18 protein-coding genes are annotated in these 21,821 nt (G+C 52.8%); 9 read left to right on the forward strand and 9 right to left on the reverse strand.

Features of this window, described 5'->3' with window-relative positions; genetic code table 11:
- Positions 1–2: 2 nt before the first annotated feature.
- The 5 genes from OGY10_RS07270 to OGY10_RS07290 form a co-directional block, all read right to left on the reverse strand.
- Positions 3–2,081 (reverse strand): ABC transporter permease, encoded by a 2,079-nt coding sequence (locus OGY10_RS07270; protein ID WP_008783887.1) that lies wholly within the window; start codon positions 2,079–2,081, stop codon positions 3–5.
- A gap of 68 nt (positions 2,082–2,149) precedes the next feature.
- Complete coding sequence (locus OGY10_RS07275) at positions 2,150–3,181, reverse strand: ABC transporter substrate-binding protein (RefSeq protein ID WP_003830932.1); 1,032 nt, start codon at positions 3,179–3,181, stop codon at positions 2,150–2,152.
- The gene (uhpC, locus tag OGY10_RS07280) at positions 3,178–4,482 is read right to left on the reverse strand and encodes an MFS transporter family glucose-6-phosphate receptor UhpC (RefSeq protein ID WP_060682680.1); all 1,305 of its coding nucleotides are present in this window, start codon (positions 4,480–4,482) and stop codon (positions 3,178–3,180) included. Before uhpC ends, OGY10_RS07275 begins: the two co-directional genes overlap by 4 nt.
- A gap of 85 nt (positions 4,483–4,567) precedes the next feature.
- On the reverse strand, positions 4,568–6,109 hold the full coding sequence (locus tag OGY10_RS07285; RefSeq protein ID WP_234692782.1) for an MASE1 domain-containing sensor histidine kinase: 1,542 nt from the start codon (positions 6,107–6,109) through the stop codon (positions 4,568–4,570).
- Entirely contained in the window at positions 6,109–6,738 is a 630-nt protein-coding gene (locus OGY10_RS07290) for a response regulator transcription factor (protein WP_008783889.1), read from the reverse strand. Before OGY10_RS07290 ends, OGY10_RS07285 begins: the two co-directional genes overlap by 1 nt.
- Before the next feature lie 337 nt (positions 6,739–7,075).
- On the opposite strand from OGY10_RS07290, the gene tauA reads away from it, so the two are divergent.
- Genes tauA through tauD form a run of 4 tightly spaced genes read left to right on the forward strand, consistent with a single transcriptional unit; the run spans position 7,076 to position 10,495 of the window.
- Positions 7,076–8,038, forward strand: coding sequence for a taurine ABC transporter substrate-binding protein (gene tauA / locus OGY10_RS07295; protein ID WP_219988129.1), 963 nt, complete (start codon positions 7,076–7,078; stop codon positions 8,036–8,038).
- A 14-nt stretch (positions 8,039–8,052) separates the two neighbouring features.
- The gene (tauB, locus tag OGY10_RS07300; RefSeq protein WP_267458647.1) at positions 8,053–8,820 is read left to right on the forward strand and encodes a taurine ABC transporter ATP-binding subunit; all 768 of its coding nucleotides are present in this window, start codon (positions 8,053–8,055) and stop codon (positions 8,818–8,820) included.
- Positions 8,817–9,647, forward strand: coding sequence for a taurine ABC transporter permease TauC (tauC, locus tag OGY10_RS07305; RefSeq protein ID WP_008783892.1), 831 nt, complete (start codon positions 8,817–8,819; stop codon positions 9,645–9,647). The genes tauB and tauC overlap by 4 nt, the downstream gene beginning before the upstream one ends.
- Positions 9,644–10,495, forward strand: coding sequence for a taurine dioxygenase (gene tauD, locus OGY10_RS07310; protein ID WP_057067134.1), 852 nt, complete (start codon positions 9,644–9,646; stop codon positions 10,493–10,495). Before tauC ends, tauD begins: the two co-directional genes overlap by 4 nt.
- Before the next feature lie 77 nt (positions 10,496–10,572).
- On the opposite strand, the gene hemB is transcribed toward tauD, so the two are convergent.
- On the reverse strand, positions 10,573–11,547 hold the full coding sequence (gene hemB / locus OGY10_RS07315; RefSeq protein WP_003830941.1) for a porphobilinogen synthase: 975 nt from the start codon (positions 11,545–11,547) through the stop codon (positions 10,573–10,575).
- A gap of 500 nt (positions 11,548–12,047) precedes the next feature.
- On the opposite strand from hemB, the gene ehaB reads away from it, so the two are divergent.
- Both ehaB and iprA read left to right on the forward strand, forming a co-directional pair.
- Positions 12,048–15,044: an autotransporter adhesin EhaB gene (gene ehaB, locus OGY10_RS07320; RefSeq protein ID WP_191226345.1), complete on the forward strand. Its 2,997-nt coding sequence runs from the start codon at positions 12,048–12,050 to the stop codon at positions 15,042–15,044.
- Positions 15,045–15,133: 89 nt separating this feature from the next.
- Positions 15,134–15,757, forward strand: coding sequence for a hydrogen peroxide resistance inhibitor IprA (gene iprA / locus OGY10_RS07325; RefSeq protein WP_103285695.1), 624 nt, complete (start codon positions 15,134–15,136; stop codon positions 15,755–15,757).
- Between the two features lies 1 nt (position 15,758).
- Here the strand turns inward: iprA and ampH are convergent, their stop codons facing one another.
- Complete coding sequence (gene ampH / locus OGY10_RS07330; RefSeq protein ID WP_191226344.1) at positions 15,759–16,916, reverse strand: D-alanyl-D-alanine-carboxypeptidase/endopeptidase AmpH; 1,158 nt, start codon at positions 16,914–16,916, stop codon at positions 15,759–15,761.
- Between the two features lie 384 nt (positions 16,917–17,300).
- On the opposite strand from ampH, the gene sbmA reads away from it, so the two are divergent.
- Complete coding sequence (sbmA, locus tag OGY10_RS07335; protein WP_191226343.1) at positions 17,301–18,521, forward strand: peptide antibiotic transporter SbmA; 1,221 nt, start codon at positions 17,301–17,303, stop codon at positions 18,519–18,521.
- 15 nt (positions 18,522–18,536) lie between these two features.
- On the forward strand, positions 18,537–19,640 hold the full coding sequence (locus OGY10_RS07340) for a DUF1615 domain-containing protein (protein ID WP_008783898.1): 1,104 nt from the start codon (positions 18,537–18,539) through the stop codon (positions 19,638–19,640).
- On the opposite strand, the gene OGY10_RS07345 is transcribed toward OGY10_RS07340, so the two are convergent.
- Entirely contained in the window at positions 19,625–19,948 is a 324-nt protein-coding gene (locus OGY10_RS07345) for a DUF2755 family protein (RefSeq protein ID WP_032942507.1), read from the reverse strand. The genes OGY10_RS07340 and OGY10_RS07345 overlap by 16 nt on opposite strands.
- A 264-nt stretch (positions 19,949–20,212) precedes the next feature.
- On the opposite strand from OGY10_RS07345, the gene OGY10_RS07350 reads away from it, so the two are divergent.
- A complete protein-coding gene (locus tag OGY10_RS07350; protein WP_003830949.1) occupies positions 20,213–20,431 on the forward strand; it encodes a DUF2754 domain-containing protein in 219 nt (72 codons plus the stop codon).
- A 23-nt stretch (positions 20,432–20,454) separates the two neighbouring features.
- Here OGY10_RS07350 and ddlA read toward each other — a convergent pair whose 3' ends face one another.
- Complete coding sequence (gene ddlA / locus OGY10_RS07355; protein ID WP_153753668.1) at positions 20,455–21,549, reverse strand: D-alanine--D-alanine ligase; 1,095 nt, start codon at positions 21,547–21,549, stop codon at positions 20,455–20,457.
- Positions 21,550–21,821: the final 272 nt, after the last annotated feature.

Genomic DNA, 21,821 nt, shown 5'->3' on the forward strand with positions numbered 1-21,821 from the left:
CATTACGCCTGGTTTTTGGCTTTTGAACGGGAGGTACGTGATTCACCGATCAGCCAGTCAAAGATGAAAATAATCGCCAGCATCACCACGATCAGAATGGAACCGTAGGCAATCGCTACACCGTATTCGCCATCTTCCACGCGGTTGAGGATGTAAGCCGTCGCTACGCGGGTATCCGGCGTGACGAGGAACACAATGGCGCTGACGGTGGTAATGGCGCGCACAAAGCTGTAAATCAGCGCCGAGAGGATCGCCGGGCGCAGCAGCGGCAGCAGGATGTGCGTAATGGTACGCAGGGAACCGGCGCGCAGGCTGAGTGAGGCTTCATCCAGTGATTTATCGATTTGGCCCAAGCCCGCGATGCCTGCGCGGATACCGACCGGGACGTTACGCATCACCATCGAGATAATCACGATGGCGGCGGTGCCGGTGAGATACACCGGGGCGCTGTTAAAGGCCAGAATGTACGATACGCCCGCGACGGTGCCCGGAACGGCAAAGCACAGCATGGTGGTGAACTCGATGGTCTTCTTGCCTTTAAACTGCTGGCGCACCACGATCCATGCGATCAGCAGGCCGAAGATCGCGGTGATCGGCGCGGCAATCCCGGCATAGAGCAGGGTGTCGAGCAGTGAAGGCCACGCGCCGTCGCTCATCCCCTGACCGAACAGTTTGGTAAAGTTCGCCAGCGTTAGGGTGTAGTCCACGCCCCAGTTGACGGTGAAACTGCCGTAGAAAATGCTGCCGTAGAGCAGGGCGTTAAAGGCAATCCACACTGCCAGCAGCGCGACCACACTCCATACCAGCGTTACCGGCAACGGCTGTACGTCGCCCCGGTAGGATTTGCCGGAAACGGTGACGTATGAGCGTTTACCAATCCACATATACTGCACGCAGAACACCAGCAGCGAGAACAGCAGCAGGAAGGCACCCAGCGTACTGGCGGCCTGGTAGTCAAGCTGCGAACCGGTGATGTAGAAGTAGATTTGCGTTGCCAGCACGTCGAAGTTACCGCCGAGCACCAGCGGGTTACTAAAGTCAGCCAGCGACTGCACGACCACAATCAAAAAGGCGTTAGCCAGTGCGGGTTTCAGCAGCGGGACAAACACGCCGTTAAAGGTCTGCCAGCGGCTGGCACGCAGGGTGTATGACGCTTCTTCCAGCGACGGATGAATGGTTTTGATTGCTCCGTCGAGGATCATAAACGCCATCGGCGTAAAGGCCAGAACCTGCGCCAGCCAGATACCGGTAAAGCCATACAGCCAGTTGGTGTTGGTTAAACCAAACCATTCGACCATAAACTCGGTGATGTAACCGGAGCGTCCCATCATCAGCGTGACGCCTAAACCGACGACAAACGGCGGAGTGACGATCGGCAAAATCGAGAAGATACGTCCGATTATGGCGCTGCGTCTGGCAATACGGGTGGTGTAGATAGCCAGTACCAGACCAAAGAAGGTACAGCCGACGCCGACGGCAATCGACAGCATAATCGAGTTGAGGATCACCTGAATGATATGTGCCTGCGACAGCACATTCATAAACGCCAGCGGGGCAAATTCCCCGGCGTCGTTGGTGAACATCGGAATGAAAATGGCGATGCTTGGCCAGACGATAAAAATACCGATCAGCGCGACAATCGCGGTAAGCGAGCCGATGACGAAACGGTCACCGCCCAGCCATTCGAGGCGGGTGAGCGCCAGGGTCATGATTGCGCCAAGCGCCACAAACAGCACGATGGTGGCATAGCCTAAGCCGCGCCCCTCAAGGGTGGCGCTGGCGACAATAAAGGCCATACAGAAAAATGCCCAACCCGCGTCAAGATAATGGCGGCTGCGCTGTTCGCGCCTGGCTTCATGGAATGGGCGCACCAGCAGCAGGCTTGGCAGCAGATACCACAGCCAACTGATATTGAACTGCGACCAGCCGTAGGCGGCGAGTATTTCTTCCCGCGTTGACTCCAGCAGACCGTAGTCCAGGCTCCAGCTAGGCAGCAGGGCAAACGCCAGCCAGCCGAGCAAAACCCAAAGAAATATCGCATCCCGTTTTTTCACGGGATGGAGTGCAAGTGTGTGTGACATAGCGTTTCCGGTAATGTAGGCCGGGTAAGGCGTTTACGCCGCACCCGGCAAATGAACGCAACGTGGGCTTATTTACCCATCTTAACTTCGCTAACCCACTTATTGATCAACGCCTTACGTACGTCAGTAGAGCCGTACTTATCCATGTCGTAATTGATAAGCTTCAGGTCGTCGAGCTTCAGCGAGTTAGGAGAGGTCTCGGCAGTGGTGTTGGTCAGGATCTGATAGGATTTGCCTTTCTTCCACGCCAGCTCCTGTGCGTCTTTCGACAGCACCCAGTCAACGAACAGTTTGGCGTTGTCGACGTTGCGAGCGCCTTTCAGGATGCTGACGCCGCCGATTTCATACCCGGTGCCTTCGCAGGGGGAAATCAGCTCCAGCGGTGCGCCCTGTTCTTTTTCCAGCGAGTAGTCGTGCAGGAAGCCAATGCCGATAGCCGTTTCGCCGCGGGCGGCGTTACGCGCCGGGGCAATGCCGGATTTGGTGTATTGAGAGACGTTGGCGTTGAGCTGTTTCAGGTAATCAAAGGCCTGATCTTCACCCCACAGTTGAGCAAAGGTCGCCAGCGCGGTGTAGGCGGTACCGGAGCTTTGCGGGTCAGCAATCTGGATTTCGCCCTTGTATTCCGGTTTGGTCAGATCCTTCCAGCATTTTGGCACCGGCAGGTTTTTCTCTTTCAGGCGCTGGGTATTAACGCCAAAGCCCAGAATACCGACGTAAACCGCCGAAGAGAGATTACCTTTGACCTTCGCGGGATCGCGGAATTTCTCCATGATCTGTTCGAGGTTTGGTGATTTATACGGCTGCAGCAGACCCATTTCACCGGCCTGGGATTGCGGATCCAGCGTACCGCCGTACCACACATCCGCCTGCGGGTTTTTCTTCTCTGCATCCACTTTCGCCAGCGTACTGCCCGAGCCGTTGCGAATGAATGAGGTTTTCACATCATATTTTTCACCGAAGGCTTTGGTTTCGGTTTCGCACATCTCGTTGGTGGCGCTGCAATACACCACCAGACGGCCCTGCGCCTGGGCTGCGTTGCTGAAGGCCGCTAGCGTCAGAGCGGAAGCGATCAGGGTAGAGGTAAGCGTCAGTTTCATTGTTTTATCCTTTGACTGAGAGAAGGGGTAATGCCCGCAATGAGCAACGGCATCAGCAATAAACCCATAAATACAGCGGCAACCGAGAGCAAACTGAACATTCCCGACCAGCCGTAATGTTCTATGACCAACGACAGCGGCCAACCCGCCAGCGCGGCCCCCAGATAGGCGAAAAGCCCGAGAAAACCGGTAATTGAACCTGCCGCCGCTTTGTGTCCGCATTCAACGGCTGCGAGGCCAATTAGCATCTGTGGGCCAAACACAAAAAAGCCCACGGTAAAGAAGCACACTGCCAGTAACGCGTAGTGGTGCACTGGTGCCAGCCACAGTGCGGCGACGGAAACCATCAGCCCCAGCGTGAACAGCAAAATCATCGGCGCACGCTGACCGCTGAACAGCAGATCCGATCCCCATCCGGCAAACAGCGCCCCCAGCAAGCCGCCAACTTCAAACAGCATCACCGTGGCATTGGCGCTGAGCAGATTTACGCCGTGGCTTTCCGTCAGCCAGATGTTGCCCCAGTCGTTGAGCGCAATGCGGATCAAATAGACCAACACATACGATACGCCGAGCAGCCAGATCATCGGGTTTTTCAGCATGGTGGTACGTAACATTTGCCACAGCCCCATCGGCGGGCTTTGCTGCTCCTGACGTAGCTCCAGCGGGTCATGCCGCCATTCCCCAACCGTGGGTAATCCTTCTTCCTGGGGCGTGCCTTTCAATTGCAGGGTGAGCCAGATTCCCAGTGCCATACTGATTATCCCCGGTGCCAGCATGGCCGCCTGCCAGCCCCACCAGTGGGCGGCAAAAGCGCTAATCAGCGGGATAATGGCGCCACCGATGTTGATCGACATATTCCAGCAGCCCCACCAGAAGCCACGTTCGTTGCGCGAGTACCAGTGGGTCAGCAGTCGGGCACAGGGCGGCCAGCCCCAGCCCTGAAAAAATCCGTTCAGCGTCCAGACCACCAGCAGCAGCGTCAGCGATTCACCAAAGGCGAACAGCACGTTTAAAACGCCGGTGGCAAACAGACCAATACCCATAAACGCGCGCTGTCCGTGGCTGTCGTGCCACAGCCCGGCGGTAAATTTCGACAGACCATAGGTCAGATAAAACAGTGACCCGAGCAAGCCGATATCGCCCTTATCCAGACCCAGGTCTGTTTGTAGCGCCGGGAGGACGTAGTTAACGCTTTTGCGCGTCAAATAAAATGCGGCGTAACCAATTACCATACACATCAGCAGCCGGGGGCGTAGCGCCCGGTATTGTTGGTCTGTTTCGCTGGCTGAGCGTGTAGGCATGGCAGTCTCCGTTTGTGCTGACTATAGGAAAGTGAAAGCAAAAGGGGATGAGAGAAAGTCCGCAGTGACTAAGACTTTTTCCTGGTTAGCGACTGGTTTGTTGCAAATTTGTGGGCAGGTTAACAATTACTCGCGTGCCGTTGTTTGATTCGAGCGTCAGTTCACCGCCAAGGGCGCTCACCCGCTCACGCATCCCCTGGATACCGAAACCGGGAATTTTTTCTGGCAGAATACCAACGCCGTTGTCAGCGACGTCCAGAAACAAGCAATGTTCCCGCTGGCGCAGCGTAACCGACACATCGCTGGCATCGGCATGTTTACAGACGTTATTGAGTAACTCCTGCAACAGGCGATACAGCGTGAAGCGCACCGTTTCGTTTTCTGGCGTATTTTCTAGCTGATAATCAAAGCGGCAGCGAATACCCCGTTCAGCAAAAGCAAATTCATTCACCAGATGATGTAGTGCATCTTTAAAAGACAGTTCATCGAGCGCGGGGGGGCGCAGCTGGCGCAGCAGCTGACGGGTGGAGTGATGAATACGCCGGGCCAGGTCGTTGATTTGATTCGCAGCCTCAAGCGTTTGCTCACGACCCGGTGCGCGTTTGACCAGTTGCGACTGAATTTGAATGGCGGTGATGTTCTGACCAATTTCGTCGTGCAGTTCCCGCGCCAGGCTTTTGCGCGTGTTTTCTTCGGTGCGGATCAGCTGTTCGGTCAGCGCGCGACGCGCCGCCAGTTCGGTTTCCAGACGCTGGCGATAATGGTGCAGGTTTTGCGCCAGATGCTGCTGGCGGCTGATGGCGATCCCCAGCCCTATACCCAGCAGAGCCTGGGTGGCGAGGAAAATCTCCAGCTCCAGTAAATTACTGAACCCGACGCCGATTTGCCGGGCGATGGTGATCATCATACTGCCGAGCAATCCGGACAACACGCCGCCCTGCCAGCCAAATTTCCACGCCATCACCACGTTTGGTAAAAACACCACGATCAGCAACAGGCGCTCGATCTCCGGCGACAGCACCATCTGAGTACCGATGCCAATAATAAAAAACAGGCTACACCAGATGATAAGCGAGGTGCGCAGCGGGGGATTGGTGGTATCCAGCCCGAGCAGATGATAGCGGTGCTGCTGGCGCAGAAATTCATAGATCAGATAAACAAACGGCGTCAGCAACACGCCGCCGGTGAACGACGCCAGGCCAATCAGCGTTGCCGGGCTCTGGATAAACGGTGAAAGCAGGGCGGTATTGAGCAATGAGGTGAGCGTTACGGCGGCCAGCAGCAGCGTTAAGCGTTGCCAGTAAAGGGGAAAGCGGTGCCAGTATGACTGGCCGATGCTCGCTGGAATCAGGCTAATTAACGGAGCAGCCAGCAGGATATAGCCATTCAGTAATTGCTCGCTGTGCAGCCAGAACAACATCAACACCGGCGGCAGTATCAGCGCGGGCCAGTAACGGCGAGAAAGTAGAATTAACAGCGCGAGATAGACGCCGTGTGGCAGAAATAGCGCCGCCTGCTGGCCGTTGTGGGTCAGGTAAAACCCCAGCGTCCACAGCATCAGCCAGCCCGATCCCCAGGCCAGCAGAATAAACAGAGAAATAACCCAATGCCGAAGGTTACGCGACATTAATGCCCCGTCAATAGTTGGTGGTCGAGGGCAAAATGCACCAGATCGATGGTGCTGTGGCATTGCAGTTTGCCCAGCACGTTCGCCCGATGAACGTGCACCGTCTTGTGGCTAAGGTCGAGCTTGAAGGCGATCTCTTTTACGCTGTCACCTTTAACCAACAGATCAAACACTTCACGCTCGCGCGGGGTCAGAACTTCCAGAACCTGCGCGGGCTGCTCGCCGCCGCGTAGTGCACGCAGCGCATCGGCGCACAGGTAATGGCCGCCCATGCCTACTGAGCGTACAGCCTGCACCAGTTCTTCCGGGCCGCAGCGTTTGGTCAGGTAGCCGCTGGCGCCTGCGTCCAGCGCGCTTTGCACAAACGTGGGCGAGTCATAAATGCTGAGAATAATGGCGCGAAAACCGGGCTTCTGCGCCCGCAGTCGTTTTAACAGGCTCAGGCCATTTTCATCCGGCATGGCGATATCCATTACCGCGACGCTGACATCATCATGCAGAAGTGCAGGCCAGGCTTCCGCCGCGCTGCTGTACTGACCGGTAACGTTCAGATCGTCTTCGAGACTGAGTAATTGCGCAAAGCCGGAACGCACCACCACATGGTCATCCACCAGCACAACATGAATCATGATATTGCTCTCTTGCTGACAATGGCCTCTATGATGCCTGCCAGCGCCGCGCTGGCAATCATCGTGGCGCGGATATGTAACGAATGTAACAAAATCGCAATAATTTGCCGGGTGTTGTAGCGAGTGTAGGCCTGATAAGCACAGCGCATAAGGCATTGATTGCCGGATGGCGGCTCAAGCGCCTTATCCGGCCTACGTTCCGTAATGAGCGAAATAGCTAACTATTGCCGCTTTTTTTCTAAAAACGCTTTGTTCTTAGCCAGAATTTTTAATTCCTTTATCAAAATGTGCCGCAACGAAATACTGCCTCCATAACAAGACAGGGGAGCAGACAATCATGGCTATTTCATCGCGTAACGCACTTCTTGCCGCACTGGCATTCATCGCATTTCAGGCGCAGGCGGTGAACGTCACCGTTGCTTATCAGACCTCCGCCGAACCTGCCAAAGTGGCGCAGGCGGATAACACGTTTGCCAAAGAGAGCGGGGCGACCGTTGACTGGCGCAAATTCGACAGCGGGGCGAGCATCGTTCGTGCGCTGGCATCCGGTGATGTGCAGATCGGTAATCTTGGTTCCAGCCCGCTGGCGGTCGCTGCCAGTCAGCAGGTGCCTATTGAGGTTTTCCTGCTGGCATCAAAGCTTGGCAATTCTGAGGCGCTGGTGGTGAAGAAAAACATCAGTAAACCGGAAGATTTGATTGGCAAACGCATTGCCGTGCCGTTTATTTCCACCACCCATTACAGCCTGCTGGCGGCGTTGAAACATTGGGGGATTAAACCCGGCCAGGTGGAGATTGTGAACCTGCAACCACCAGCGATCATTGCCGCATGGCAGCGCGGAGATATTGATGGTGCGTATGTCTGGGCACCTGCGGTCAACGCGTTGGAAAAAGACGGTAAGGTGTTAACCGACTCCTCGCAGGTTGGCGAGTGGGGGGCACCGACGCTGGACGTGTGGGTGGTGCGCAAAGATTTTGCCGAGAAGCATCCTGAGGTGGTGAAAGCCTTTGCCAAAAGCGCTATCGATGCCCAGCAGCCTTATATCGCTAATCCTGATGAATGGCTGAAGCAACCGGAGAATATCAGCAAACTGTCGCGTTTGAGCGGCGTACCGGAGGCGGATATTCCGGGGCTGGTGAAAGGTAACACTTACCTGACACCGCAACAGCAAACCGCTGAGCTAACCGGCCCGGTGAACAAAGCGATTATCGACACCGCGCAGTTCCTTAAAGAGCAGGGCAAAGTCCCCGCTGTCGCGACGGATTACAGCCAGTACGTGACCGATCGCTTCGTGCAATAAATAAGGAGGCGATGATGCTGCAAATCTCTCATCTTGCCGCCAGCTACGGTGGAAAACCGGCGCTGGAGGATATCAACCTGACGCTCGATAGCGGTGAACTGCTGGTGGTACTCGGGCCTTCCGGTTGTGGGAAAACCACGTTGTTAAATCTGATTGCCGGGTTTGTGCCGTATCAGCATGGCAGCATCACGCTGGCGGGTAACAGGGTTGATGGTCCGGGGGCAGATCGCGGGGTCGTGTTCCAGAACGAAGGTCTGCTGCCCTGGCGTAACGTCCAGGACAACGTGGCTTTTGGTCTGCAGCTGGCGGGCGTGGACAAGCCGCAGCGTCAGCGTATTGCCCTGGATATGTTGCAGAAAGTCGGGCTGGAGGGCGCGGGAAAACGCTTTATCTGGCAACTTTCCGGTGGACAACGTCAGCGCGTCGGCATTGCCCGGGCGCTGGCGGCCAACCCGCAGCTGTTGCTGCTGGATGAACCTTTTGGCGCGCTCGACGCCTTTACCCGCGAGCAGATGCAAACCCTGCTGCTGAAGCTGTGGTATGAGACCGGGAAACAGGTGTTGTTGATTACCCATGATATCGAAGAAGCGGTGTTTATGGCGACAGAGCTGGTATTGCTGTCCCCAGGTCCTGGTCGGGTGCTGGAACGACTGCCGCTTAATTTTGCCCGTCGTTTTGTGGCCGGAGAGTCGAGCCGCAGCATTAAGTCCGATCCGCAGTTTATCGCCATGCGCGAGTATGTGTTAGGTCGGGTCTTTGAACAACGGGAGGCATTCTCATGAGCGTGGTGATTAATGATAAACCCCGTCGCCAGCGGGTGCTGAACTGGCGCTGGCCGTTCTCGCGGCAGATTACCTTAAGCCTTGGTACGTTGGCCGTCATTCTGGCGGTGTGGTGGACGGTGGCGGCGCTGCAGTTAATCAGTCCGCTGTTTTTACCGCCGCCGGGACAGGTTTTACAAAAGCTGATCGTCATTGCCGGGCCGCAAGGGTTTATGGATGCCACGCTGTGGCAGCATCTGGCGGCGAGTCTGACGCGTATTGTTATCGCGCTGCTGGCGGCAGTGCTGCTGGGCGTTCCGGTTGGGATCGCGATGGGGCTGAGTCCGACGATGCGCGGCATTCTCGATCCGATCATTGAACTGTATCGTCCGGTTCCTCCCCTGGCCTATTTACCGCTGATGGTCATTTGGTTTGGCATCGGTGAAACCTCCAAGATCCTGCTGATCTATCTGGCGATTTTCGCCCCTGTGGCGATGTCGGCGTTGGCGGGGGTGAAAAGTGCGCAGCAGGTGAGAGTGCGCGCCGCGCAGTCGCTGGGGGCCAGCCGTGCGCAGGTGCTGTGGTTTGTTATTTTGCCGGGGGCATTACCGGAGATCCTCACCGGGTTACGCATCGGGCTTGGCGTGGGTTGGTCGACGCTGGTGGCAGCTGAACTGATCGCTGCCACGCGAGGGTTAGGATTTATGGTGCAGTCAGCCGGTGAGTTTCTGGCAACGGATGTGGTGCTGGCAGGGATCGCGGTCATTGCCGTTATCGCATTTATTTTAGAACTGGGTCTGCGCGCGCTTCAGCGTCGCCTGACGCCCTGGCATGGAGAAGTACAATGAGTGAACGTCTGAGCATTACCCCGCTGGGGCCGTACATTGGCGCACAAATCACTGGTGCGGATTTGACGCGCCCGCTGAGCGATAATCAGTTTGAACAGCTTTATCATGCGGTACTGCGCCACCAGGTGGTGTTTCTGCGGCAGCAGGTGATTACGCCACAACAGCAGCGGGCACTGGCGCTGCGTTTCGGCGATCTGCATATTCACCCTGTCTATCCACATGCCGAAGGGGTAGAGGAAATTATCGTGCTGGATACCCATAACGATAATCCGCCGGATAACGACAACTGGCACACCGATGTCACCTTTATCGACACGCCGCCTGCCGGGGCGATTCTGGCAGCAAAAGAGCTGCCATCGGCCGGGGGAGACACTCTATGGACCAGCGGAATTGCTGCTTATGAGGCATTGTCTGAGCCGTTTCGTCAGTTGCTGAGTGGCCTGCGGGCAGAGCATGATTTCCGTAAATCGTTCCAGGAATATAAATACCGCAAGACACCAGAGGAGCATCAGCGCTGGCTGGATGCGGTGGCGAAACATCCGCCATTGCTACATCCGGTGGTGCGGACCCATCCGGTAAGCGGTAAACAGGCATTGTTTGTGAATGAGGGATTTACTACGCGAATTGTCGATGTGACGGAAAAAGAGAGCGAAGCGTTACTAAGCTTTTTATTCGCCCATATCACCAAACCGGAATTTCAGGTGCGCTGGCGCTGGCAGCCCAACGATGTGGCGATTTGGGATAATCGCGTAACACAACATTATGCCAATGCGGATTATCTGCCGCAGCGGCGTATTATGCACCGGGCGACGATCCTCGGGGATCAGCCTTTTTATCGGGCAGGGTGATTGTTGGTGGGGTTTTACTTATCGGGCCTGGAACTGTTGGCCCGATAAGGCGAAGTCGCCATTCGGCAACAAAGTGGTTAGCGCAGGATTTTTTTCTCAGCCAGATCCAGTGCGAAGTAACTGAAGATCAGATCCGCGCCAGCGCGTTTGATCGAGCCTAAGCTTTCCAGAACCACTTTCTCTTCATCTATTGCACCTGCCATCGCCGCGAATTTGATCATCGCGTATTCACCGCTGACCTGATAAGCGCCAATCGGCAGCTCGGTGCGCTCGCGGATATCACGCAGAATATCGAGATACGCGCCAGCCGGTTTCACCATCAGGCAGTCTGCGCCCTGGGCTTCATCCAGCAGCGATTCGCGAATCGCTTCACGGCGATTCATCGGGTTCATTTGATACGTTTTACGATCGCCTTTCAGCGCCGTGCCTGCGGCTTCACGGAACGGGCCGTAGAAAGAAGAGGCAAACTTGGTGGAGTAGGACATGATCGCAGTATCGGTGAAGCCCGCGGCGTCCAGCGCCTGGCGAATCGCCTGTACCTGGCCGTCCATTGCGGCGGAAGGGGCGATGAAATCTGCGCCCGCTGCTGCGGCAACGACTGCCTGCTTGCCGAGGTTAGCAAGGGTTAAGTCGTTATCAACGCCGTGTTCGCATAATACACCGCAGTGACCGTGCGAGGTGTATTCACAGAAACAGGTGTCGGACATGACGATCATTTCCGGTACGGTCTGCTTACAGATACGCGACATGCGCGCCACCAGACCGTCTTCTTTCCAGGCATCGCTGCCGGTCTCATCGGTGTGATGAGAAATCCCGAAGGTCATGACCGAGCGGATGCCTGCATTAGCAATACGTTCGATTTCGCGCGCCAGGTGTTTCTCTGGAATGCGCATCACGCCGGGCATGGCGTCGATAGCTTTGTAATCGTCGAGTTCTTCTTCAACAAAGATCGGCAACACCAGGTCATTTAAGCTGAGTGTTGTCTCTTCAAACATAGCGCGCAGCGCAGGGGATTTGCGCAGGCGACGAGGGCGTTGGATTAGGTCTGTCATGGTATGCCTGATGTTTGTGGAATCGAAGGCCGTAGTATACCCGAACCTGAGGGCGAGGGGTTTACGAAAGTTGGCGTTATGCCGAGGTTATGTTGATGTTACCAATGCTTGGTATTATGTGTTATCTCTATTTTTGCAATTATGACTATTTTAAATAGTGATTAGTTTTATGGTGAATTTAGTTTAATTTAATTTTTAATTAAGTGGCGAGATTTAACGGTATTTATTTGCTGACGTTTGATTTTTAAGCTAATCATAATTTCAATATATTGTTTTGCCAATGCCTTTACATGTAACTGTCTAAAATAAAAATGATTTTTACGTTTACTTGCTGTTTCGAATAATTTGCATATCTATTGTCCGTAATCGGACTTAAGCCAAAGAATAATTGAACCTTTCCTTTGTGAAACCGCATAATCTTCCCCGCGAAACATAAAATGTTTTCTTTGCATTGATAATTGATGGATCAACTATATTACGTCCCTGAGGAGGGATGACAAATGCACACTTGGAAAAAGAAACTTGTAGTATCACAATTAGCATTAGCCTGCACTTTGGCAATCACTTCTCAGGCGAATGCTTCAACTGATATCTCTGGGACCACCTACACAACGTTTGCTCATTATAATGACGCATCCTACGCGGATGGCGTCTATTATGATGGATATGTTGGTTGGAACAATTACGACACCGATAGTATTTATAACGGTGATATTTATCCGGTAATCAATAACGCCACTGTCAACGGCGTTATTTCGACTTATTATCTGGATGATGGGCTGTCTACTAACACCAATAACAACAGCCTGACGATTAAAAACAGCACCATTCACGGTATGGTGACATCCGAATGTATGACCACGGATTGTACTAACCGTACGGGTACTGACTATTACTATGATCGCCTGGCGATGAACATCATCAATTCAACTATCGATGACAACTACGAACATTATACCTACAACGGTACGTATAATGACGCAGCTGACACACACGTTGTCGACGTTTATAACCAGGGTACGGCTATCACGCTGGATCAAGAAGTTGATCTGTCTATCTCCGCCAACTCTCATGTCGCTGGCATTACCCTGACTCAGGGTTACGAGTGGGCAGATATTGACGATAATACCGTCAGCACTGGCGTAAACAGCAGTGAAGTATTTAACAACACTATCGCTGTCAGCGATTCTACCCTGACCTCTGGTTCATGGACTGACGAAGGCACCACCGGTTGGTTTGGTAACACCAGCAATGCAAGCGACTACAGCGGCTCTTATACTGCAGACGATATTGCATTAGCGGTTATTGCTAATCCAAATGCGGATAACGCGATGCAGACCACCGCAACGTTTAACAATTCCACACTGATGGGTGATGTGCTGTTCTCCAGCAACTTCGATGAGAACTTCTTCCCGAACGGTGCTGACACTTATCGTGATACCGATGCTGACCTGGATACCAATGGTTGGGACGGTACAGACCGTCTGGATCTGACTCTGAACAACGGCAGTAAGTGGGTCGGCGCGGCAATGTCTGTGCACCAGGTTGATCTTGGTACAGATGCTAATGGCGATGGTGTTTTCGAAAAAACAGTTGATACAGATGGTGACGGTATTCTGGATGCAACAACTCCAGACGGCGTGTATGACAGCTACGCTGCGGGCACTGATTACACATCCAGACTGATCGACATCGCTGCCAACAGCCTGTGGCCTTCTTCAACCTACGGTATCGATAGCGACACAACCTCTTATGACGAAAATGGTCATGTGGTTGGCAACGCTGTTTACCAGAGCGGTCTGTTCAACGTCACGCTGAACGGTGCTTCACAGTGGGATACTACCAAAACTTCCCTGATTGATACCCTGAGCATCAACAGCGGTTCTGTCGTCAACGTGGGTGATTCTGAGCTGGTTGCTGACTCTATCTCTCTGACCGGTGCTTCTGCACTGAACATCAACGAAGATGGTCACGTTGCGACGGATACGCTGTCTATCGACAACAGTACTGTCACAATCGCCGATGATGTTTCTGCTGGCTGGAATGTGCTTGAAGCTGCGCTGTATGCAAACACCATTAACGTCACTAACAACGGCGTTCTGGATGTGGGTAACAGTACCGGTAATGCACTGCAGGTTGATACCCTGAACCTGACTAGCTACACCGACGCTTATAACCATGTTAACGCGGGTGTTTTCGACATCAACAGCACTGACTATGTGCTGAATGCTGATCTGACCAACGATCGCACTAACGATAAATCTCAGTCTAACTACGGTTATGGCGTGATCGCGATGAACTCTGATGGTCATCTGACTATCAACGGTAACGGCGATTCCGACACCTCAGGCGATCAGTCTGAAGTTGATAACTATGGTGACCATGTAGCGGCCGCAACCGGTAACTATAAAGTCCGTATCGACAACGCGACTGGCGCTGGTTCTGTTGCGGATTACAAAGGTAACGAGTTGGTCTACGTTAACGACGCGAACAGCACTGCGACCTTCTCTGCAGCTAACAAAGCTGACCTGGGTGCTTACACCTATCAGGCACAGCAGCAGGGTAACACCGTTGTTCTGCAGCAGATGGAACTGACAGACTACGCGAACATGGCGCTGAGCATTCCGTCTGCTAACACCAATATCTGGAACCTGGAACAAGATACCGTTGGTACTCGTCTGACTAACGCGCGTCATGGCCTGGTTGATAACGGTGGCGCATGGGTAAGCTACTTCGGTGGTAGCTTCGATGCAGATAACGGCACCATTAACTACGATCAGGATGTTAACGGCATCATGGTCGGTGTTGATTCCAAAATTGATGGTAACAACGCTAAGTGGATTGTCGGTGCTGCAGCAGGCTTCGCGAAAGGTGATATGAGCGACCGTACCGGTCAGGTGGATCAGGATAGCCAGACTGCCTATATCTACTCTTCTGCTCACTTTGCCAACAACATCTTTGTTGACGGTAACTTAAGCTACTCTCACTTCAACAACGATCTGTCTGCCAACATGAGCAACGGTGAGTATGTTGATGGCAGCACCTCATCTGACGCCTGGGGCTTTGGCTTGAAACTGGGTTATGACCTGAAGCTGGGTGATGCAGGTTACGTAACGCCATACGGCAGCGTATCCGGTCTGTTCCAGTCTGGTGATGACTATAAGCTGAGCAACGACATGAAAGTTGATAGCCAGTCTTATGACAGCATGCGTTATGAACTCGGTGTCGATGCAGGTTATACCTTCGCTTATAGCGATGACCAGGCGCTGACCCCGTACTTCAAACTGGCCTACGTTTACGACGACTCTAACAACGATTCTGACGTAAACGGCGACTCTATCGACAACGGTGTAGAAGGTTCTGCGGTACGTGTTGGACTGGGTACTCAGTTCAGCTTTACCAAAAACTTCAGCGCATACACCGATGCTAACTACCTCGGTGGTGGCGATGTTGATCAAGACTGGTCTGCAAATGTTGGTGTTAAATATACCTGGTAAGACATCTCTTGTTGTTAAAGAAAAGATAATCTAACTCAGAAAAATGCCCGTCACGGATTTGACGGGCATTTATTGCAAGGAATGCCCAAATGTTGTCTGCAAATAAACCGCTTGTGGAATTTGGTAAGCTTGATAAATGTTTGTCAAAATATGGCAAACACTTTGAGTGTGATAACGATAAAGAAATAATTTATTCCAGTGATATAAACAGTGACGATACCTTTATCATTTTAAATGGTGTAATTTCTCTGAGGCGAGGGGAGAATGTGCTGGTCGGTATTGCGCAGGCACCGTTTATTATGGGGCTTTCAGATGGTGTGATAAAAACAGATATACAATACAGATTAATCACGGAAAGCGATTGTACGGGATACCATCTACCTGCCTCGCAAACAATTAATATAATTGAAGAGTGCCAGCTTTGGCGTGAAGCTTTTTGTTGGTTGGCATGGCAAAACTCCATGCTTGAATTACGCGATCTGCAGTTGATCGGCAACAACTCCTACGATCAGATCCGCGCGACATTGATCTCTATGACGAAATGGGATGAAGCCCTTCGTTCACGCATCGGCGTTATGAACTATATTCACCAACGCACACGAATTTCACGCTCGGTTGTCGCTGAGATTCTCGCAGCATTGCGTAAAGGCGGTTACATTGAAATGAATAAAGGCAAACTGGTGTGCATTAACCGTTTGCCTTTTGAGTATTGAATCAGGATGCAGGAATGACCTGTGGCTTGTACCCGCTCAATTCTGCAACCAGTTCGTTGATACCGTCGCTCATATTGGTAAAACGGGTCAGCGGAGAGCGCGTCACTACGACAAATGCCCCAACGTTTTGCTGTGGGATCATCGCCATATAGGTAATGAAGCCACCGCCGCCACCGGTTTTTTGAATAATCCCCGGTCTGCCATTCTTCGGCGCCATGTAGACCCAGCCCAAACCAAGCGCATCGGCTCTGCCTGGAACGTCCATTCCCACCACTTTAGTTAACTGCGTACGCTGGTAAATCAGTGTCTGCATACGGTCGGCCTGCTGGCTACGATGATAAAAATCAGAAGAGAGATACTGCTGCATCCAGCGCATCATATCGCCAGGTGTTGAATAGACGCCACCGCTGCCCATCGCTGCCAGCGTATTGTTACAAGGGCTGGCACCTTTTTCCGCGACCATCAGGCGTCGACACTGATCGGGGGACGGCGTAAAGGTGGTGTCTTTCATCCCCAGCGGACGGGTGATTTTTTCTTCAAACAGCTGCGGATAAGGCTTACCGGACGCGGTACCCAGCGCATCGGCCAGCAGGTCAAACGCCAGGTTGGAATAAGAAGCCTGCGATCCTGGCGCGGCTTTAAGCGTTGCCGTCGAGAGATAGCTCCACCGCTGCTCGCGGGTTGGCCAGACAAACACCGGGCGCTTGGCCGCGCCGCCAGGCTGTTCGCGCGGCAGTGCGCTGGTATGCGTCGCCAGATTCACCAGCGTAATTGGTGTTCCTTGATAAGTGGGTATGCGTGCGCCAGGAGGTGCATATTTACTCAATGGATCGTTGAGTTTGACCGTGCCCTGATCGAGTAATTTCACCAGCATTTCGCTGGTCATTAATTTGGTAATTGAGGCAATGCGGATTACGGAATCCAGTTGCGGGTGAACATTATTGCCGGGGCGTGTTTCACCAAAACTGCGAAATACACGCTGATTACCATCAATCACCACGAGCGCCATCCCCGTAGCACCACTGCCGTAAAATATATGGTCGGCATAACGATCAACGATATCAGAGGCGAAGACCGGATCGGTTATAGGCTGTGCCGCCTGGACAGATGTCAATGACGCCGCACACAGCGCGGCAGAAAAAAGCAGACTACGTTTCAACGGTGGTGTCCATGAGTTAGAGAAAGTGAAAAAGGATGTCGTGCGTATGCGTATTTATACTACTCATCGGCGTATTGCAAAGCGCTTATCAACCAATGATAGTGGGAAAAACGTAACGATGAGTAAACACAGGAGTTTCCTGGATTGCGGATGTTCGCTTTTGTGATCTCACGCTGTGATAATCTGCACATACTGGAACGTTGTCGAGTGTGAAAACCACAGAAACAATTCTTCATAACCGAGGTGCGAACTAAGTGCCTCGGTTTTGGTCACAATTGTCGGTTTCAGCTTGTGTTTTTGGGCGTAAGCCGTCTGGCCTCCGCACTCTACGGTGGCAAATGCACAGCAGTCGTCATAACGATAAGAAGTTAGCAGGAGAGCACTATGTTTAAGTCTTTTTTCCCAAAGCCGGGGCCGTTCTTTATTTCGGCATTTATTTGGGCACTGGTCGCCGTTGTATTCTGGCAAGCAGGTGGGGGAGCCTGGGTTGCACATATTACCGGCGCGTCGGGAGACGTACCTATTAGCGCAGCGCGTTTTTGGTCGTTGGATTACCTGATTTTTTATGCGTACTACATTCTTTGTGTCGGGGTGTTCGCGCTGTTCTGGTTTCTCTACAGTCCACACCGCTGGCAGTACTGGTCTATTCTGGGCACATCGCTGATTATTTTTGTGACCTGGTTTCTGGTTGAAGTCGGCGTCGCCGTCAACGCCTGGTATGCGCCATTTTATGACCTGATTCAAACAGCGCTCAGCGCACCACACAAGGTGAAGATTGAGCAGTTCTATCATGAAGTGGGCGTTTTTCTCGGCATTGCGCTGATAGCCGTGGTCATTGGTGTGATGAACAACTTCTTCGTTAGCCACTATGTGTTCCGCTGGCGTACCGCGATGAACGAACACTATATGGCGCACTGGCAGCATTTGCGTCACATCGAAGGCGCAGCGCAGCGTGTGCAGGAAGACACCATGCGTTTTGCTTCTACGCTGGAAGATATGGGCGTCAGCTTTATCAACGCGATTATGACGCTGATTGCCTTCCTGCCTGTACTGGTAACGCTCTCTGCCCATGTTCCTGACCTGCCGATTGTTGGACATGTGCCTTATGGCCTGGTGATTGCCGCGATTGTCTGGTCGCTGATGGGAACCGGTTTACTGGCCGTGGTCGGGATAAAGCTTCCCGGGCTGGAGTTTAAAAACCAGCGCGTGGAAGCGGCCTATCGTAAAGAATTGGTCTATGGCGAAGATGATGGCAACCGTGCGACGCCACCGACGGTGCGTGAACTGTTCCATGCGGTACGGCAAAACTACTTCCGTCTCTATTTTCACTATATGTACTTCAATATTGCCCGTATTCTTTACCTGCAGGTTGATAACGTTTTCGGCTTGTTCCTGCTGTTTCCGTCGATTGTTGCCGGTACGATTACGCTCGGCCTGATGACGCAAATCACTAACGTGTTTGGCCAGGTGCGCGGCTCGTTCCAGTATCTGATTAACTCCTGGACAACGTTAGTAGAACTGATGTCTATTTATAAGCGTCTGCGCAGCTTTGAACGAGAGCTTGATGGTCAGGATATTCAGGAAGTTACCCATACGCTGAGTTAATAATAAGGAGATGTTATGTCGACGGTTTCCCGTCTTTACCCCTTGTCTGGTCTGGCAGCACTGGTGCTGGTGGGATGTAGTAGCCAACCTGCGCAGCCGCTAAAAAAGGGGGAGAAAGCCGTCGATGTGGCGAGCGTGGTGCGCCAGAAAATGCCCGCCAGCGTGAAAGACCGGGACGCGTGGGCGCAGGATTTGGCAAAGACCTTTGAAAGCCAGAAGCTGGCACCGACGGTTGAAAACATCTGTTCGGTGCTGGCGGTAGCGCAGCAGGAGTCAAACTTCCAGGCCGATCCGGCTGTTCCTGGTTTAAGCAAAATCGCCTGGAAAGAGATTGACCGTCGCGCAGAACGCATGCATATCCCGCTGTTTGTCGTGCATACCGCGCTAAAGATTAACTCGCCAACGGGGAAAAGCTACAGCGAGCGTCTGGATACGGTGAAGACGGAAAAACAGCTTAGCGCCATCTTTGATGATTTCATCAACATGGTGCCGATGGGGCAGACATTGTTCGGATCGCTTAATCCGGTACATACCGGTGGTCCAATGCAGGTCAGTATCGCGTTTGCTGAGCAGCACACCAGCGGGTATCCGTGGAAAATGGCGGGGACGGTACGTCAGGAAGTGTTTAGCCGCCGTGGTGGGTTATGGTTCGGTACGTATCATCTGCTCAACTACCCGGCGAATTACAGTGCGCCAATCTTCCGCTTCGCCGATTTTAATGCCGGGTGGTATGCCAGCCGTAATGCAGCTTTCCAGAATGCGGTCAGTAAAGCCAGCGGAGTGAAGCTGGCGATGGACGGGGATTTGATTCTCTATGGCAGCAGTGAGCCGGGCAAAACGGAGCTGGCGGTACGTAAACTGGCCGGGAAGCTAGGGATGAGCGAGAGTGAGATCCGCCAGCAACTGCAAAAAGGTGACAGCCTGGCCTTTGAAAAAACCGCATTGTACGAAAAGGTTTATAAGCTGGCGGAGGCGAAGACCGGGAAAACGTTACCCCGTGAAATGCTGCCGGGCATTCAACTGGAAAGCCCGAAGATCACGCGTAATCTGACTACCGCATGGTTTGCTAAACGGGTGGATGACCGTCGGGCGAAGTGTATGAATCAGTCATCTTTATGATGACGGTGACGCCAGCGCATGACCGCCGCTATGACGCCAAGAATCAGGCTTCCGGCCAGGAAGGGGATCAGTCCAAAGAGGGTACCGACGCCTAAACCGATTTCAACCCGCGGGCGTCCTGTCTCCTGCATTTGCAGTTGCATCAGTTCTTCATAGATGCCGGGCGCGTGGGCCAACAGATTTAAAATCTGTGCACCCGCCCAGAAGCAAAACAGCACAAATACGGCATACGCAATGTTGCCGGGCAGGGAGGAGGGATCCCGATGCTTGCCCTTAAACAGGGATTTTGAGAGCGTAAAATCAGCCATAAAGACCTCCGGAAATAACCTGCTTTTTTTGACGTAATGCCTGGAACTGAGAGTGAGTCTGACAGATGATCGGCAATGTCAATATCAGAATGATGGTAATTTCAGGTAGAGATTATTCCTGGATTTCGGTTTTTTGTTGGCGGTCACAATTATGTAACCTTAAGTTAAATTGAGTTACATTTAAGAAATTCCGCACAGGCCACAGACGCCCTCGGGGAAATGTGCGAGGATGCCTCCCTGTGTTGTATTTTCACCGGAGCTGTTATGAACCTGCCTGTAAAAATCCGCCGAGACTGGCACTACTATGCCTTCGCTATTGGGCTTATCTTTATTCTGAATGGCGTGGTGGGGTTATTAGGTTTTGAAGCGCAGGGATGGCAAACTTATGCGGTGGGGCTGGTGACCTGGGTGATTAGCTTTTGGCTGGCCGGATTAATCATCCGTCGCCGCGTTGAAGATGATGAAGCAAAGGATGCCCAATAGCTCTATCAGGCATCCTGACGGGTTTACATACTGGTTTTCAGCGCGCTATCCGCAGCATGGCGTTCCAGCGCCAGTTCGATCAGGCGAGTGATCAAATCGGTATAGCCTAAACCGCTCGCCTGCCACAGCTTCGGATACATACTGATGTTGGTAAAGCCAGGCAGCGTGTTGATCTCATTGATCACAACGTCGTTTTCAGCAGTTAAGAAGACGTCCACGCGCGCCATGCCGGCACAGCCCAGAGTCTGGTAGGCCTGAATGGCGATTTCGCGGATCTTATCGTTAATCTCTGGCGCAATTGCTGCCGGAACGACAACTTTGGCACCGTTATCGTCAATGTATTTAGTGTCGTAAGCGTAAAAATCGCTGTTCAGCACGATCTCGCCACAGGTACTGGCCTGCGGATGATCGTTGCCCAATACCGCGCATTCGATCTCGCGGCCTTTGATCCCTTGCTCCACAACGACTTTATGATCGAATTCAAATGCCAGCGCGACGGCCTGATCGTATTGGGCTTCGCTGGTTACTTTACTGACGCCAACGGACGATCCCTGGTTGGCCGGTTTTACAAACAGCGGCAGACCCAGGCGGGATTCCACTTCACTAAAGCTGATGCTGTTGCGATTCGCGCGAGTGAGCGTAATAAATGGCGCGATATTTAACCCGGCATCACGCAGCAGACGTTTGGTCACGTCTTTATCCATACAGGCAGCAGAACCCAGCACATCAGAACCGACAAACGGCAGGTTCGCCACGCGCAGCATGCCCTGCAGAGAGCCATCTTCACCCAAAGTACCGTGTACGATTGGGAAAATAACATCGACCGTCGGCAGTGGTTGACCGTTTTGTGCATCGATCAACTGGTGCTCTTGTTTACCCGGTACCTGCGCCAGGCTAGTTTCAGAAGGCCGCAACGCAATATGCGCCGGATCGTCTGAATTGAGCAGATAGTTACTGGCATCGCTGACGTGCCATTGCCCTTGTTTATCAATACCTAACAGCACAACGTCAAAGCGAGTCTTGTCGATGGCATCGACAATATTTTTTGCCGATTGCAATGACACTTCATGTTCCGCTGATTTACCACCAAATACGATTCCTACCCGCAACTTTGCCATCTTAAAAACCCATTCCATGAATGCAAAGCACATACATTACCACGACAAAACGCAGGTTTCCTCGGCTTCTGGCAGATTGTTTTGTCGAATGACAGGGGATTAGAAGGGGACATACACGCAGATCGCGCGGGAAGCACAATCCCCTGTTTATAACATGGGTTTGATGTGAGCTGTATCACAAATATGATGAGCGGGAAGATAAAATCCTAAACTGTGATTTATCGCACCTGTGGATCCTTATTCAGCTAAGTAATTTGTTAAGCTGCTCGCAG

The sequence above is a fragment of the Citrobacter sp. Cpo148 genome, assembly GCF_030332375.1.
In the GTDB taxonomy this organism is placed as follows: Bacteria; Pseudomonadota; Gammaproteobacteria; order Enterobacterales; family Enterobacteriaceae; genus Citrobacter; species Citrobacter portucalensis.